General features: G+C 40.7%; 15 protein-coding genes and 1 pseudogene. 10 read left to right on the forward strand and 6 right to left on the reverse strand.

Annotated features, from left to right (window positions below):
* The first annotated feature begins 7 nt into the window (after positions 1–7).
* On the forward strand, positions 8–1702 hold the full coding sequence (locus NH454_RS17075; protein ID WP_253039744.1) for a GMC family oxidoreductase: 1695 nt from the start codon (positions 8–10) through the stop codon (positions 1700–1702).
* Positions 1695–2210, forward strand: a complete 516-nt coding sequence (locus tag NH454_RS17080) for a hypothetical protein (protein WP_253039745.1) — start codon at positions 1695–1697, stop codon at positions 2208–2210. Before NH454_RS17075 ends, NH454_RS17080 begins: the two co-directional genes overlap by 8 nt.
* Positions 2211–2230: 20 nt before the next feature.
* Here NH454_RS17080 and NH454_RS17085 read toward each other — a convergent pair whose 3' ends face one another.
* Positions 2231–3562 carry a sugar MFS transporter gene (locus tag NH454_RS17085; protein WP_240704494.1) on the reverse strand — a complete coding sequence of 444 codons (1332 nt, stop codon included), beginning with the start codon at positions 3560–3562 and terminating at the stop codon, positions 2231–2233.
* A gap of 157 nt (positions 3563–3719) precedes the next feature.
* Between NH454_RS17085 and agaR the strand changes: the two genes are divergently transcribed.
* From agaR to tatA, 3 genes and pseudogenes are all read left to right on the forward strand, one after another.
* Entirely contained in the window at positions 3720–4484 is a 765-nt protein-coding gene (gene agaR, locus NH454_RS17090; protein WP_135923474.1) for a transcriptional repressor AgaR, read from the forward strand.
* 328 nt (positions 4485–4812) lie between these two features.
* Positions 4813–7635: a TonB-dependent receptor gene (locus tag NH454_RS17095; RefSeq protein WP_253039746.1), complete on the forward strand. Its 2823-nt coding sequence runs from the start codon at positions 4813–4815 to the stop codon at positions 7633–7635.
* 76 nt (positions 7636–7711) lie between these two features.
* A pseudogene (gene tatA / locus NH454_RS17100) lies at positions 7712–7861 on the forward strand (twin-arginine translocase TatA/TatE family subunit); the annotation flags it as partial.
* Positions 7862–7880: 19 nt separating this feature from the next.
* Here tatA and NH454_RS17105 read toward each other — a convergent pair.
* Complete coding sequence (locus tag NH454_RS17105; RefSeq protein WP_253039747.1) at positions 7881–8954, reverse strand: mechanosensitive ion channel domain-containing protein; 1074 nt, start codon at positions 8952–8954, stop codon at positions 7881–7883.
* A gap of 122 nt (positions 8955–9076) precedes the next feature.
* Here NH454_RS17105 and NH454_RS17110 point away from each other — a divergent pair, with 122 nt between their 5' ends.
* The 4 genes from NH454_RS17110 to NH454_RS17125 all read left to right on the forward strand — a co-directional run bounded on the left by NH454_RS17110 (position 9077) and on the right by NH454_RS17125 (position 13830).
* Positions 9077–10042, forward strand: coding sequence for a YihY/virulence factor BrkB family protein (locus NH454_RS17110; RefSeq protein ID WP_253039748.1), 966 nt, complete (start codon positions 9077–9079; stop codon positions 10040–10042).
* A 218-nt stretch (positions 10043–10260) separates the two neighbouring features.
* On the forward strand, positions 10261–11880 hold the full coding sequence (locus NH454_RS17115; protein ID WP_253039749.1) for a HAMP domain-containing sensor histidine kinase: 1620 nt from the start codon (positions 10261–10263) through the stop codon (positions 11878–11880).
* Positions 11881–12006: 126 nt separating this feature from the next.
* Positions 12007–12849, forward strand: coding sequence for a pirin family protein (locus tag NH454_RS17120; RefSeq protein ID WP_253039750.1), 843 nt, complete (start codon positions 12007–12009; stop codon positions 12847–12849).
* A gap of 9 nt (positions 12850–12858) precedes the next feature.
* Complete coding sequence (locus tag NH454_RS17125) at positions 12859–13830, forward strand: glutathione S-transferase family protein (RefSeq protein ID WP_135923481.1); 972 nt, start codon at positions 12859–12861, stop codon at positions 13828–13830.
* Between the two features lie 41 nt (positions 13831–13871).
* Here NH454_RS17125 and NH454_RS17130 read toward each other — a convergent pair whose 3' ends face one another.
* The 4 genes from NH454_RS17130 to NH454_RS17145 all read right to left on the reverse strand — a co-directional run bounded on the left by NH454_RS17130 (position 13872) and on the right by NH454_RS17145 (position 15580).
* The gene (locus tag NH454_RS17130) at positions 13872–14447 is read right to left on the reverse strand and encodes an AAA family ATPase (protein WP_135923482.1); all 576 of its coding nucleotides are present in this window, start codon (positions 14445–14447) and stop codon (positions 13872–13874) included.
* A gap of 89 nt (positions 14448–14536) precedes the next feature.
* Positions 14537–14794, reverse strand: a complete 258-nt coding sequence (locus NH454_RS17135; protein WP_135923483.1) for a hypothetical protein — start codon at positions 14792–14794, stop codon at positions 14537–14539.
* A complete protein-coding gene (locus NH454_RS17140; protein ID WP_135923484.1) occupies positions 14794–15240 on the reverse strand; it encodes a hypothetical protein in 447 nt (148 codons plus the stop codon). The genes NH454_RS17135 and NH454_RS17140 overlap by 1 nt, the downstream gene beginning before the upstream one ends.
* Before the next feature lies 1 nt (position 15241).
* Positions 15242–15580, reverse strand: coding sequence for a DUF883 C-terminal domain-containing protein (locus NH454_RS17145; protein WP_135923485.1), 339 nt, complete (start codon positions 15578–15580; stop codon positions 15242–15244).
* Positions 15581–16046: 466 nt separating this feature from the next.
* On the opposite strand from NH454_RS17145, the gene mraZ reads away from it, so the two are divergent.
* Positions 16047–16505 (forward strand): division/cell wall cluster transcriptional repressor MraZ, encoded by a 459-nt coding sequence (mraZ, locus tag NH454_RS17150; RefSeq protein WP_135923486.1) that lies wholly within the window; start codon positions 16047–16049, stop codon positions 16503–16505.
* Positions 16506–16522 lie beyond the last annotated feature (17 nt).

Consider the following 16522-nt stretch of genomic DNA (forward strand, 5'->3'; position numbering starts at 1 on the left):
TACACGAATGCAGGCAAAAGTGTTTGATGCCATTGTTATTGGCAGTGGTATTACTGGCGGCTGGGCTGCTAAAGAACTGACCGAAAAAGGCCTTAACGTGCTGTTACTTGAGCGCGGCAGGCAGGTTGTGCATGGAAGCGATTATATAACGGCTTTTAAAGAAGACTGGCAACTGCCATTTCGTGACAGACCCAGCCTGCTAGAAAAGCGGAATCAAGCTAAACAAGCGCGCACTGGCTATGCTACTAAGCAATCAATAAAACATTGGTTTGTGAATGATTTGCAGCATCCTTACCGAGAAACGCAGCGCTTTGATTGGATCAGAGGCTATCATTTAGGCGGGCGTTCTTTAACTTGGGGACGTCAGTGTTTACGCCTCAGCGATCTTGATTTTGCTGCTAACAAACAAGATGGCCACGGCATTGATTGGCCTGTTCGCTATCAAGATATTGCGCCTTGGTACGATAAAGTCGAAGCTTACATCGGGGTTATTGGTGAAGCACTCAATTTACCGCAATTACCCGATGGCCCCTTTTTACCGCCTTTCCAACTCAATGCCGTAGAGCAACATCTAAAACGCAGTTTATTAAATCATTATAAAAACCGTCATGTAACAATAGGGCGTGTCGCTCATTTAACACAGGCAAAACCTGAGCAAGGTCGTGCCCCATGCACCAAGCGCAACCGCTGTATGCGAGGTTGCCCAACCGGTAGTTATTTTAGTAGTTTAGCCTCGACCTTGCCTGCTGCAATGCGTACTGGACGACTGACCATTCAGGCTCACTCCATTGCCAAAGAGATTATTTACAACCCAGAAACTAGGCAAGCCACAGGTGTGAAAGTGATTGATGCTGAATCTAAAAAAGAGCGTATCGAACGGGCGAATATTATTTTTTGCTGTGCATCAACTGTGGCAACAACAGCCTTGTTATTAAATTCAACTTCTGCACGTTTTCCTAATGGCTTAGGGAATGATAGTGGAGAGCTTGGTCATAACCTAATGGATCATCATTTTCGGGTTGGCGCCACGGGTGAGCCGAAAGGCTTTGCTGATGATTATAATGATGGCGATAGACCCGTTGGCTTTCATATCCCACGTTTTCGAAACCTTGATGATAAAGAGCAACATAACTTTATTCGTGGCTATGGTTATCAAGGGTACGCGACACGTAAAGATTGGCGACGCGGTTTTAAAGAGCTCAGTTTTGGCAAGGCCTTTCGTGAAGAGCTTGCCAAACCAGGGCCTTGGCAAGTTGCTTTGATAGGTTTTGGGGAATGTCTGCCTTATCATCACAATAAAATGAGCTTAGACCCAGTATTAAAAGATGAGTGGGGGCTGCCATTAGTTAATTTTGATTGTCAGTTTGGTGAAAACGAGCTGCGTATGCGAGAAGATATGAAAGCACAGGCAGTTGAGATGCTAACAAAGGCCGGTTACCAGAACGTGCAACCCTATGATAAGGGATCTGCACCGGGACAAGCGATCCATGAAATGGGCACTGCCCGTATGGGGCAAGATGCTAAAACCTCTGTTCTTAATCGCTATAACCAAATTCATAGTGTGCGTAATGTCTATGTTACTGATGGCTCATTTATGTGCTCATCAGCTTATCAAAACCCCTCTTTAACCTATATGGCATTTACTGCTAGAGCGGCGGATCATGCCGTTAAGCATTATCACAATGGAGTGTTTAATGGCTGATCTACAAAGGCGACAGGCTATTAAATATTTATCGGCATTATTAGGTGTTGCTATTACGCCAGTGGCCGCTACTCAGTTGTTTGATAAAATGGATGACAGCCATTTTGAGGTGCTAAAAGAAGCGGCGCATCGGGATGTCGTCAAGCAGATGCAAGCGGTTATTTTAGAGTTAGACCCCGCCGAACAGCTATATTTTGATTTAGTGGCTTTTACAGATTTGATGTTGGCTAACACCGTCACAGCTACTGAACGGATGCAGTGTTTACAAGGCGCTGAATTAATTGCGCAGGGTAATTCCTGTGCACCACAGCTGGCTAACAAATTAAAACGCTTGTTCACTATCAGTGAACAGCAGTATCAGCAAGTAATTGAGCTGCAAGGGGTACCGATTTCACAGGTAACTCCAGCTAAGCATGACGAATACTTAATGTATAAGTGTATCTTCACCGTACGCGAGTTTTTATTATTAGGGTATTTTACATCAGAGAAAATAGCAGGCTCTGCTTAGTGGCATCGCCTGCGAACGATTTATTTACGCCAACTTGTTAGCTTGTGACCAATCAATGCGTAATAAAGAATAAATCCATAACAAGGTAATAATAATAAGTATGCTTGCTGAGCATTCCCTGTAAATTCTGCAAACACACCATATACAAGCGGCAGTAATGCTCCACCAGAAATCCCCATGATTAACAGTGCGGCACCCGTTTGGGTTTTACTCCCCAAGTTTGCCAGCGCCATAGGCCAAATAGTGGGCCAAACCAGCGCATTTGATAAGCCAAGCAGGGCTACAAATAATACCGTATCAGGGAAACTGTTATCAGCGAGCCAAAATAGTAGAATATTGGAGAGTGCTGTTTGTTGCGTGTCTACAAAAATAATACCGAGTGAAAATACGCAGCCACTCAATGCTGAGAATAGCAGGGCTTGTTGCTGAGTAAAAAAGCGCGGAATAAGCACAATCCCTAATACATAGCCTAGCACCATAAAACCCATGGTGTATGAGGTGAGTTCAGCAAACTGTAGTATGCCTTGCTCCTTACCATATAGACCTATGGTATCACCGGCGATAACTTCTGCACCGATATAAAAGAATAAAGCAATCACACCTAAAATTAAGTTTGGAAATTGCAAAATAGATTGCTCTTCGCTGCTACTAATTGCTTGAGGTTGTTCAATATCAGGTAATGGAGCAAACATAATTAACGCAGCTAAAATTGCCAGTGAAATCGCCATAGCCATGTAAGGGCTAATTAAGCGGTTTGCTAATTCTTGTAATTGAAGTTGTTTTTGAAGGTCACTGAGTTGTGCCAAGACTTCAGGGCTAAAGTTGGCAATATCACTGAACACGATGGCAGAGAAAAGTAATGGAGCAACTACACCTGCACTTTTGTTCAAAATACCCATGATACTAATGCGCACCGCCGCTGTATCTTTTGACCCCAGCAACACAATATACGGGTTAGCAGCTGTTTGTAGTAAGGTCAGACCGCTCCCTAATGTAAACAAGGCGACTAAAAATAACCAATAGGCTTGTGTTTGTGCTGCCGGTATAAATAATAAGGCGCCCAAAGCCATGATGGCCAAGCCAAATGACATACCATGCTTATAGCTGAATGCCTGTAAAATTTTCGCGCTGGGTAATGCCATTACCGTATAGGCAATATAAAATACCAGTGTGACCATATAGGCTTCGATGTGATTGAGATCACAGACCATTTGTAAAAATGGGATCAAAGAGCCATTAAGCCAAGTAATAAAGCCGAATAAAAAGAACAGTCCGCCAATAATCACCATTGGAAGAAGCTGGCTGCGAGCGATATATTGTGGCTGAGCTATGAGTGAACTTTTTGTTGTCATTTTTTTCATCAAGGTGGTTTTTTTTATTCACTATAAAACAAAATTCGTAAGTTTTGAAAGTTTTATTTTATTTCGAAACTAATTTTAGCTTTACAACCGTAAAGTGTGTAGTATTGATGTATTACTTTGAAAGCAGTTTTAAACCAACAGGGCAGTTATGCTAACCACAATCGAAAGAAGACAAAAAATCGTCCTTATGACTGAAGAAAAGGGCAAAGTTAGTGTGAAAGATCTGGCTAAAACCTTTGATATTTCAGAGGTTAGTATACGCCATGATCTTAATGAACTAGGTAAGCGCGGCTTAGTCGTGCGTTCGCGTGGTGGGGCAATCGCTTGCGATAAGCTTGCCAAAGAGCTTTCGGTAAAAGATAAACATAACGAAAACTACGCAATTAAAGTTCAGCTGGCGAAAGCTGTTGCAAATTTAGTTGAAGATGGTGATTCATTAATTATTGACTCAGGTACCACCACTGAAGAAGTTGCCAAAGCACTCACAAGCAAAAAAGCGCTAACGGTGATGACTAATGGTTTGAATATTGCGCACGTATTAGCCGATATCGACGATGCAAATGTATTTATGCTCGGTGGCCAATTACGCAAGAAATCCTTGTCTTTCTACTCCAATGAGGTTGAGCAAGCACTGAGTAAATATAACTTCAAAAAGGTTATTTTAGGTGTTGATGGCATCGATTCTGAAGCGGGGATCACCACTCATTACGAGCCTGAGGCAATGTTAAATAGAACCATGTGTACTCGCGCAGACAAAGTCATTGCAGTGACTGATTCGAGTAAATTTGGTAAACGTGCCTTGTATAATGTCCTACCGCTTAAATCAATAGATGTTCTGGTTACTGACAAAAATATGCCAACTGAATTTGTTGAATCTTTAACAAACCTAGGCATAGAAGTGATCATCGTTTAATACAAAAACAATAGAATACTGTAAACATATTTCTAAAAGGCAACCTTAGGTTGCCTTTTTTGTTGCCTAGTTAATACGATTTTCTTGTTCCTTTCAAAATAATTAAAAAAATCCTTCCTGTAGATTTCGAAATTAAACGTACGCCATTAAAGGCTTTTGAAGCGATTGATGACTATTTTAACGCTTTTTTCGTAACAATCGAAAGTTTCACTAGGTAATTATTTGTTGATAGGTTGTTTCATTTTGTTATAAATTAAGTGTGAGGCCTTACTTAAGTACTATTTTTTATAGTCAACAAATCAGAATATTAAAAAAACAGGAAATCACCATGGCAACAACAGCTAGAAAAACATACCTGAGCGTATTGATAAGCTCGATACTGGCTTCGTCAGTCAGTTTCGCAGCCTCTGCACAACAGCAAGAGAATAATAACAATAACCAAGTCGAAGAGGATGTTGAGGTTATTGAGGTTACAGGGATACGTAGCAGCATTAAAGAATCAAACTTTCGTAAAAGAGAAGCAACAACGGTTGTTGATGTTGTAGTTGCGGACGACATTGGTAAGTTTCCCGATGAAAACTTAGCTGAAGCATTACAGCGTATTCCTGGTATCACCATTACCCGTAACGGCGGCGAGGGGCAAAATATTTTAGTACGTGGTTTAGGTGGTGGCTACAACATTACCACCTTGAATGGCCGTAAACTGGCGTCTGAAAATTCAGGCCGCGACTTTAACTTTGATACCATTGCCTCAGAATTAGTCGGAGCACTGCAAGTTTATAAATCACCAGAAGCACGCTTAATTGAAGGGGGGATTGGTGCGGTTGTTGATATCGAAACTCGCAAACCACTTGATCAAGACGGTTTCACTTTAAGTGCTTCAGCAAAGGGGATTTATGAATCGCGCACGGGAGATGTACACCCGCATGCTTCATTCATCATAGGTGACAACTTTAATGATGATACCTTTGGTGTGCTTTTCTCTGGGGCCTATTCAAAGAAAACCTTACGTGCAGATACATACTCTGCAAGCGGCTTTTTTGATGAAGAAGAGGGCTGGGGAGCAGACAGTGCCGGTGTGCCAGTCGATATGAATGGCAACGGAGAAATTGACGGGCAAAGCGAAATATTTGCCTCAAAAATTCCGAGTTACATGTATTTTGCCAACGCGCAAGATGTGCGTGAACGCGTCGGTGCGACGTTAGCAATGCAATGGCGCCCAACAGATACCCTAGATATTAACTTTGATGCCTTATATTCGCGTTACAACACCGATGGTCACCGTTATCAAATCGGTTTTGTTAACTACGACGAAAGCTGGACGCCAGGCACGCCCGTTTTTACCGATGCACAATTTGATGACTCAGGCCGAGTGGTATCAATGACGCAAACCGGTAATACTATGGTGGAGTTATTAAACTTAACCAATCCTCGAAAAACAGATACGTATCAGTTTGCCCTTAATGCCAAATGGTATCCAATGGATGGCCTAACACTGGCTGTGGATGTTGCGCATTCAAAAGCGAAAAATGAAAATGGTGGTGATAATCGCTTTATTGTTGCCCGTGGTTTTATTGACTCGATTGGCATTGATTACACCACTGGTAATATGCTGCCAGATGTTACTTTATCGCCGGGCTTAACAGCGGATCAATCATACGGTGCGCACTATAGCCGTAATACAGGTACCGGGGTTGAAGACACTATCAATGACTTTAAGTTTACCGGTACATTTTTGCCTGAAAGTGATTTAATTACCCGTATCGATTTTGGCTTAACATACCTTGAGCAAACCAAGAGCCAACTGGAATATGCTTCAAAAAATGCCAGCCAATTTAGTAATGGTGGCCAATACTTAGATCGTGACGGTTACGAATTTGATGACAGCACGGTAGTAAATGTAGGTGACTTTAACCTGTTTGAAATCCCAAGTGACGTGTTTGTTGAGGCGAATTTCGATAACTTCTTAGAAGGTGAAAGTAGCATTACACCTGAGCCATGGCCAAGTTTCGATTACGATAAGTTACTTGCTTATTATCGTTCAATTAATGCTGAAGCTACAGACAAGAGCATTGTTGCCTCGCTTAATTCATCGGGTACTTATGAGGTAACCGAAGAAGTTCTTACCGCGTATGCGCAAGTGACGCTTGAAAGCACTGTTGCAAAAATGCCGTATATGCTAAATGTCGGTATTCGTGGTTCACAAACAGAAGTGAGCTCTAAAGGGTCGGTGTATGATTTATCGTTAATTGACTTACAAGAAGATGGTAAACCACTTGAAAATGGTTGGCGCGAAACCGTTCAGCAATCATTTGAAGGGGATTACAGCAATATTTTACCAAGCATGAACTTTAAGCTTAGCATTACTGATGATTTGATTTACCGCTTCTCTGCCGCACAAGTTATTAGTCGTCCATCATTAGCCTATTTGCGTCCATGGCTTGCGCCAAACTTTGATACTTATCGTGAAGGCTTACCACAACTTTCTATGGGTGATTCATCGTTAACACCTGAAGAAGCTAATCAAGCAGACATGACCTTAGAATGGTACTTTGAAGACAGCAGCTCGTTAAGTGGTGGGGTGTTTGTAAAAGACCTGAAATCATTTATCGATTATGTAGAAAGCCCAGTTGAAATCGAAGGCGTGCGTTATTTTGCCTCTTACCCGGGCAAGAGTGAGTATGGTGCCACTATTAAAGGCGCTGAGTTTGCTTATCAGCAATCGCTCGAAAATTTACTACCTGAGCCCTTTAATGGTTTAGGTTTTCAGCTTAACTATACCTATGTAGACAGTAGCTACGATGAGCCAGAGCTAAAAGAGTCAGGCTTGCCATTTAGAGGTATGTCGAAAAACTCATATAACGCGGTGGTTTACTATGAGCAATATGGTTTCCAAGCGCGTTTAGCCTATAACTGGCGTAGTAAATTCTTATCGGATCCAGATGCGTGGGGTGGCCCTTATTGGATCTCTGATTATGGTCAGTTAGATGCCAGCATGAGCTATAACATCAGTGATCAATTCACTGTGTTTGCTGAAGCAACTAACTTAACGAATGAGCGTTATTGGGGTTACACCAAACGCACTGACCAAGTGAGTTACCTTGAGCGCTTTGGTACTCAGGTCGCATTAGGTATACGTGCTAGCTTTTAATCTTTGTATTCCCAGTTGTTAGTGTTGTTCAAGCGCCTGCAAAGGCGCTTTTATTTTTAAAAAAAATGAGGTTGTTATGGCAGGAATTAGTGTTTGGCAATTAGTCATTATTGCCGCAATTGTGGTGCTGTTATTTGGCACAAAAAAGCTCTCTCGAATAGGTGGTGATTTAGGGACGTCAGTTAAAGGGTTTAAACGCGCTATGCACGATAAACCCAATGATGAAACTTAGTTAGCAATAAATTTTAGATAATATTACTGCCTTGTTCGGGGTCGCGAGATTGATCAGCTTGTTCGCGTATATCATCGGCATCACTGCTGACATCATCTAAGCTATGATCGGTGAGTGTTTTTGATGTTTGGGTAGGTGTGCTCGAATTACTATTTATTTGCTCTGTTTCGGTATTTAAAATGATTCGCTCGCGGGCATCATCAGGCATACTGACTTGCTCTGACAAATAGGTATTGACCAACTCTCGCATCAATTGAGATGCCACTTTAACTGTGCTGTGCTCATTGCTATTTACCCAAAAATAAATAGTTAGATTTAGTGTTGCTGAGCCTAATGAATCAATTAACACTTGGCTTGGCGGATCACTAATAACAGCCGGGTTTTGCTTAACCACTTTCATTGCTAATTGCTGGGCATAGCGAATGTCATTATCGTAACCAATGCCAACGTTAAAGTGACCTCGCATTTTAGGATTTGCGGTGAGGTTTTTTATGACATTTTTATACACAGTCGCATTCGGTATTTGAATGTGATTACCATCAAAATCAACTAAAGTTGTGGCGCGAGCCGTCACTTTTTTAACCACCCCTAAACGACCATCAACTTCTATCACATCGTCAATACGAAAAGGGCGCTGGACACTGAGCAGCATGCTTGAGATAAAGTTTTCGGCAATATCTCGAAAAGCAAAACCTAAAATAAGACCCACTAATCCAGTACCACTCATAATAGCTACAGCAAAATCGGTAAGCCCTGCAAGGCGCAAAAATAAGTACACCCCAAACAAAATGATAATGATGCTAAAAAATCGTCGTGTTACAACATGTAATAGCTTGCTTTCACTTACAAAACCAAGCGGTTTTATCAAGATATATGACAAAGGGCGTGCCAATAAATAGCAAATAATAACAGCTACGAGGCCCAACGTAAGGGCTGGTAACATTTGCCAAGTAGTGTGTAAAAACTGCGTAACTTGTAGGTTTAAGTCTTGCCAAGCAATGCTGTCGGTGGATGTCTGTGTGGTAACAAATAATTTAGGTGAAACCAAACTAGCTAATTGATTTTTATATAATAAATAGAGGCTCATTGCACCACTCCATGGATGGTTGTTTTGTTACAGTAAGCTTAGCTTAGTGCAATTCAAGCGCCATAATTAATGGCAAGCTGTTTGCAGCTTTAAAATTAATAAAGCAATGTATTAGGTCAGATATGGCTCAAGATAAGCGCGGATTTCAGGCACATTCACCGTTGGAGATCCCAGTTAGAGGCTGGTGGGATATTATCAAACGCGTGTATCACAATTTATCACAAGACAATTTATCGTTTGTGGCGGCTGGGGTGGCATTTTATGCTTTGCTTGCGATCTTTCCTGCATTAGCCGCGACAGTCTCTGTTTACGCTTATTTTGCGTCCCCGACCGATATCCATGAGCAACTTGATAAAGTCACTGCTATTTTACCAACAAGTAGTCGAGACATTATTTTGCTACAGGTTGCAGAGGTGACTCAGCAATCGCAAAAGGTGTTAAGTGTTAGTGCCATAGGGACTTTATTGTTAACGATTTGGAGTAGCAGCAAGGGCTGTCAGGCGCTAATAACAGCCTGCAATATCACTTATCATCAGCATAACAAACGACAATTTTTTATGGCGTTACTGGTGCGCTTTTTATTTTCGCTAGGTGCCATTGTTGTTGCGCTGGTGGCCTTATTGATCATAGGTATTTTACCGATTGTGCTTAACCTAGTTGGTTTAACAGAGCTGATTGATTTGTTGATCAAGCTTATTACTTGGCCACTGCTTGCGATTATTTTTAATTGCGCGTTGGCATTCTTATATCGCTATGCGCCACATCGAACAGCAGCAAAATGGCGCTGGATCACACCAGGTTCAATACTGGCTACTTTGTTATGGATTATCGCATCAATTGGTTTTTCATATTATGTCTCACAATTTGCAAGTTATAACGAAACGTATGGCTCATTAGGTGGTGTAGTGATTATGTTGATGTGGCTCTATATCAGCGCATACATCATTATTTTTGGTGCTGCGATTAATGCCAGCATTGAACAACAAACTTTAGTCGATAGTACTGTGGGCCCCGTGAAAGACGTTGGAGAGCGAGGAGCAACAGTGGCTGATAGATTAACCGAAAAACAGCGACAGCAGAAAAAGTAACTTAAGCATGCCATCATTGCTCTTGTTGAGTGCCAATAAATCTTAGACAAACGTAAGTCATAAATTGACTTTATTAGGATTGACTTCTAATTAGTTAGTTAATCCTAAAGTTTTGCTTTTTGTTTGCCGTGGTCAGTGATGTGACTCTTATGCATCTATAAATCAGAAAGTTAAATTTTTTTGTACAAAGCTAATAATCATAATTTCTAGGTTTTAGAATGCAAAAAGAGCTCCAGTCAAATATCAAAAGTTTGTCATTACTCAATTTGGTCGCTGTAATATTAGCAGGATTAACCGCTTTATCGGTTTACTTCATGTACGACAGTTTAAAAACCATAGAGTCTGAAATTAAAATGAGGTATCGATCTTATGTTTTGGCGGAGCAAGTAAGGCAAAGTTCAGATCAGTTAAGTTTAATGGCACGAGCATATACGGTAACGGGTAATTCAAAATTCTTAGTTTTTTTTAATCAAATTCTAGCTATTCGAAACGGCGAAGCTCCTCGGCCAGAAAATTATCACCGTGTTTATTGGGATATGCTAATGCCACAAAGTGGTAAGGCTCCATTTCCGGATGGTGAAAAAAAAGCACTCAAAGACATGTTGAGCTCAATAGGTATCACTCATGAAGAAATGCAACAAATTAAGCTTGCTGAAAAAGCATCAAATGATTTAACAAAAATTGAATATGCAGCTTTTCAAGCCGTTGAAAATGAAGCTGAACTTTCTCTAACGAATGAGCGGATAGCAGCGATATTAAGTTTATACAGTGACGAGTATTTTACGGCTAAATCAGAAATTATGAGTCACATAAATAACTTTTTATTTATGCTAGATTATCGGACAGAGCAGCGCCTCAATTCTGTGACTCGCGAGCATTATTTAATATCGCTGTTTTCTTTTTGCTGCTTTATCACAATCTTAATAGTGCTGTTTTTTATCAGCCGACTTCGAAAATCACTTAATTATTTATATGTCTCCTCACTTGAAGCTGAAGTAGCAGAAAAAACAGCTTCCTTAACAGAGAAAAATCTACAGCTCGAAGAATCCATGGACTTAATGGCAAAAACTCAGAAGTACTTGATGGAAGCTGAAAAAACAGCCGCTTTAGGTCGACTTGTTGTTGGGGTCGCACATGAGGTAAATACACCAGTCGGAATTTGTATTACCGCTGTTAGTTACCTTGAAGATGAAAATAAGAGAATGGGAAAAGTGTTAGCTGATAAACGGGTAAGTAAGGGGTCACTCGAAAAATACGTACATACCTCTGAAGAAATTAGCTTATTACTTCATTCAAACTTAGATCGTTTAGCTGAGTTGATCACAAGCTTTAAACAAATAGCCGCCGATCAGCACTGTGATGAACTAAGAGTTATTAAATTAGATGACCATTTAAATGATATTGTTAAGTCATTAAAGAGCGAGTCTAAACACAAAAACATAGAGGTGGTTTCTGCTATTCCTGAAGGTCTGCAAGTACAGAGCTTTCCGGGGACGCTTTGCCAAGTCATGACTAATTTATTATCAAATGCAATTTTTCATGCCTTTGATGGAGACTTTGACGAGCCTCGAATAGAGATCTCAGCTAAAAGCGAAGGATCAGCAGTGCTTATTACTGTAAAAGATAATGGCAGTGGCATTGCTGAAGATATTCAAGATAAAATTTTTGACCCTTTCTTTACGACTAAACGCGTGCAAAAAAATACTGGTTTAGGTCTTTACGCAGTCATGAACCTAGTGACCCAAAAGCTAAAAGGAACAATTACTTTCGAATCCTGTGAACAGCTAGGTACTACTTTTTATTTAACTTTGCCTAATCTAAATGATGAGCAAGTTTAATAACGTGATAATAGAAACGAACAGCTAAACATTCTTTTTTATAGAACGATTGACGCTAATTTTACTCATGGTTGTTAGTTAAATTAGCGCCTACAATCATTTCATACAATTTACGGGAGTAAAGTTATGAAAGTGATTCAACAATTAAATAGCCATGCTACACAAGATGGTGATGGTGTAAACATCAGCCGCATTCCCGGCTTTGACGGTAAGTATTTAGACCCTTTTTTAATGATCGACGAGCTTAAATCAGATGATCACAGTGATTTTATGGGCGGTTTTCCTGCGCATCCTCACCGTGGTATCGAAACCTTTACGTATATTATTAAAGGTGGCTTTGAGCACCAAGATCAAATGGGCAACAAAAAAGCGATTCGTGCTGGTGACGTGCAGTGGATGAGTACCGGCTTTGGTGTGATCCATAGTGAAATGCCATTAGCAGATGCCAAAGAAGGCATGCATGGTTTTCAGATTTGGCTCAATATGCCAAGTTCCGAGAAGCTCAGAGCACCACGTTACCAAGATACCACTGAAGCGCCTGCGCCGACGACACGAAATGAACAGGGTGTTGAGCTTAAAGCATTAGCTGGAAGCTGGCATTTTGCCGGTGAAGAGCAGGTATCAAGCCTTCAAGATCTTGCTGCTAATGGCATGCTGGCTGATGTGACCTTACCTGCAGGAACTGTATTTAACCATGCGCCTTTAGCGCAAACCAAAGTGATGCTTTATGTTCATACTGGTGAAATACACACAGAGCAAGGTGGTCCTGTAAAAGCGGGTAGCTTACTCATTCTTGAGCCTGGTAGTGACATTGAATTTAACTCACAAACAGGGGCTGGAGTTTTAATCCTTGCTGGAGAACCACTCAATCAGCCAATCGCGCACATGGGTCCGTTTGTGATGACTACCCAAGCTGAGTTACAGCAAGCGGTTAGAGATTATCAGTTAGGAAAATTTGGCACACTATAGGAGGTTATTGTGGGATTACTTGTAAACGGTCAATGGCAAGATAAATGGTACGACACCGATAACAACCAAGGTGAATTTAAACGTGAGGCGGCCCAGTTACGAAACTGGGTTACCGCTGATGGTAGCGCTGGTCCAAGTGGTGATGCAGGCTTTAAAGCTGAAAAAGATCGCTACCACCTTTATGTATCTTTAGCCTGTCCTTGGGCTCATCGCACCTTGATATTTCGCCACTTAAAGGGGTTAGAAGATTATATCAGCGTGTCGGTTGTAAGCCCTGACATGCTAGAGCATGGTTGGACGTTTGATAAAGATAATCACAGCACCGGTGATGCTCTTTTCAATAGCGACTTTATGCATCAAATTTATACGCGTAATAAAGCTGATTATTCAGGCCGTGTTACGGTGCCTGTGCTTTGGGATAAAAAAACGCAGCGTATTGTTAGCAATGAATCTGCTGAAATTATCAGAATGTTCAATAGCGCGTTTAATGCACTCACAGGTAATGAGCGCGACTTTTATCCTACAGCATTACATGCTGAAATTGACGAAATTAATGAGTTTGTTTATCACAACATCAACAACGGTGTATACCGTGCAGGCTTTGCGACAACGCAAGAAGCTTATACAGAAGCCTTTGATGATCTATTTGCAGCGCTTGATAAAATTGAACAACGTTTAACAGAAAACCGTTATTTAGTAGGCGATACACTCACAGAAGCTGATTGGCGTTTATTTACCACTTTAATCCGCTTTGATAGCGTTTATGTTGGTCATTTTAAGTGTAACTTACGTACTATCGAGAGTTATCCGGCAATCAGTAACTATCTGCGTGAGTTGTATCAAGTTGAAGAGGTAAGTAAGACGGTTGATTTTTACCATATTAAACGTCATTACTATTTCAGTCATACTATGATCAATCCAACTCAAGTCGTGCCAAAAGGGCCTGATATAGACTACGCTCGACCACACAACCGTGGTTAATAGACATTGATAACTAACAGTTTAATGATTTGATTAAGCTGTTAGTTATAACTATCCATCACCTTGCGGATGGTGTCGATGCCAAACATTACTTTCTGAATAAATGATTCTGAGCTTTTCACTAAATTAAAATTAGGGTGTTGAGACCAAACAGCTTGTAGTTTGTCATCAAGTAATATGGCTTGTTGGTCAGACTCATTTCTTACTGGGTTATTAGAATGAATACTTTGTCCAGATTTAGCTGCAGTTTCAAAAAAGATCACTGCATCATATTGGTTAAGTTCGGTTTGTAGGTTGGTATTTAAGCATTGAAAAAATTCATCTTGCTCACCAGGCCAATAGGCTAGTCCATCTAAGCTACCACGATCGCAAAGCATTAAACGATCTGGATGCATGGTTCGCTGAATATGCTCTAAGTGTTTTTGTAGGTTATAAATAGCCTGTTGGTGAGCCTTGATAAGGTGAGGTTCGGTGCTACGCTCAATTCCTCCGCCAAATAACATGGTGGCAGATTCAGGAACGACAACAATTTGTTTTGAAAACTCGCGTCTTAGTAAATCGATGGCTGTAGTTTTACCACCTCCGGGGCCGCCAGTTAATACTATCCGTTTTTTCACTAATAATTTCCGAAATTAATTTCTGATACTTTAAGGTAGTGAAATTGCGACTTAATGAGAAGTAAAAACTCTGATTTTACTGATAAAGATCATAATAATCTAAGAAGCCAACTAAACTGACTAACTTGTTTTAATTTGCTTTTAGATTGGTCATTACTTTGTAAAGCCTGATAACCCATCCCTGCGGTGAAGGCGCTAGCAAGGCCGACTTTAGTGACAGCAAATCGTTTTAACCGATAGTTGAATGCTTGGTGATGCTGACGTTTAAGTTCATTTTGCATGTCCATACTATGACTAAGATCAGTGACTTTTTTCAGTGGTTCGCGAATAAAGTAGTTAATTAACATTATTTTTCCTTATCAATGTTGAATAATTGGCGGGCACTTTTAACCGTTCGATCAAAACCAATTTTACTACTGATATAGCCAATATTTTTCCAAAGCCAAAACAAACAAAGCAGTTGCAAAACGATCAGCGATAAAGCGCAAAGAGCGACTGATCCACTTAAACTGAATATGGCAATACCTATTGTGGCTAACAAACCAGCCCAAAGTAAAACTAAACCACCTGCAAAGCAGACCAGCATGATGATAGTTAATGCCAAAGAGCGTGTCGATAATCGCCACTCAGCTGCAGCTACCTGTTTACATAACCCTGCTTGGGTACGGTAGTCTACGTAAAGTTGTTCAGCATATTGCGACAACTTGGCAAGGTGATCTTGCCACTGATCAGCATGCAAAGGCTGATCAGTGGCTGCTTGCGACTTCTCTTGTGAATGTTGAGAGTGCGGCATGTTATTTACGGCGAATAAGTGCGCTAACTAACATACCTGCAGCAAACGCAATACCTGCTGTTGCAAGCGGATTCTCAGAGGCAAGCTGACGTGTTTTGCTACTGTACTCACCTAGTTTCTCGCGAGCTTGAGCTTGTTTCTCTGAAATAGTTTGTGCTGAATTTGATGCGCCTTCACGAACTGAATGCTCAGCTGATGCAGCACGAGTTGACAGCGCGTCAACTGCATGATGAGCTGCCTCAGTTGCTTTTTCCGTAAATGGCGCCTCTACTTCAGTTGGTTTCGGATTTGTTTTGCTGTTTGCAGTACTTGAATTCGATTTCGACGTTGCTGTAGCCATGATCATTCCTTAAAAATTGCCATTATTGGTATTCAATAGCTCGCAACCTTTATACCAATTATTAAATCATTTAATTTCAGGGTGTTATATTTTTAGACTCTGAGATCAACATAATTTCTAGTAACTATTGCACAGTAGTTAAGTAAAAATTACAGGCTAAGAAAGATGTACGATTCATTTGTAACTATTCATTGGTTATTCATTAATCATTTTTCCCCAATTCGTCGCCAATAAAATAGTAAAAAAAATTTTTTTATTTGTTTTCCACTTTTTCCCACGTAATTCAGTGGCTTTGCTTGAAGCCTTATTTTTTCTGGCTTTAGAAGCCTATTATGATGATCAGCTTACTTGACAAAAAGCCTTGTCAAGCCCTAAACTGGAGCACTGTGGTAAAAAGTGGTTTTTAGTGGATCAAATTGGATCGGAAATAATCATTAACAATTTATAACCTATTTTAAGGCTAATTATGTTTAGGGGTGCAAGCTCGCTGAGTTTGGATGATAAAGGACGCTTTGCGGTACCAACCAAGTACCGAGACGCGATCTTGTCTGAAGATCAGGGGACGGTTATTTGCACAGTCGCACTGAATGAGCCTTGTTTGTGGTTATACCCACTAGCTGAATGGCTAGAAATTGAAGAACGATTATTAAAGATCTCTAACATGAATCCACGAGCACGCCGAATGCAACGTATGTTGCTTGGCAATGCTACAGAGTATCAACTAGATAAAAATGGCCGGATTTTGCTTGCTCCTTCTTTACGAGCTCACGCGGAACTTGGAAAAAAAATCATGTTGGTTGGCTTGATGAATAAGTTTGAAATTTGGGATGAAGATCGTTGGCATGAGCAAATGCGCCAAGATACTGAAATTGAACGCTTAGGTGAGTTTGAGGCAAATCCCGAATTCGATAACTTCTCGCTCTAACCACAATAATAAAAAGG

The organism is Pseudoalteromonas sp. Ps84H-4 (assembly GCF_024124645.1).
Taxonomy (GTDB): Bacteria; Pseudomonadota; Gammaproteobacteria; order Enterobacterales; family Alteromonadaceae; genus Pseudoalteromonas; species Pseudoalteromonas lipolytica_C.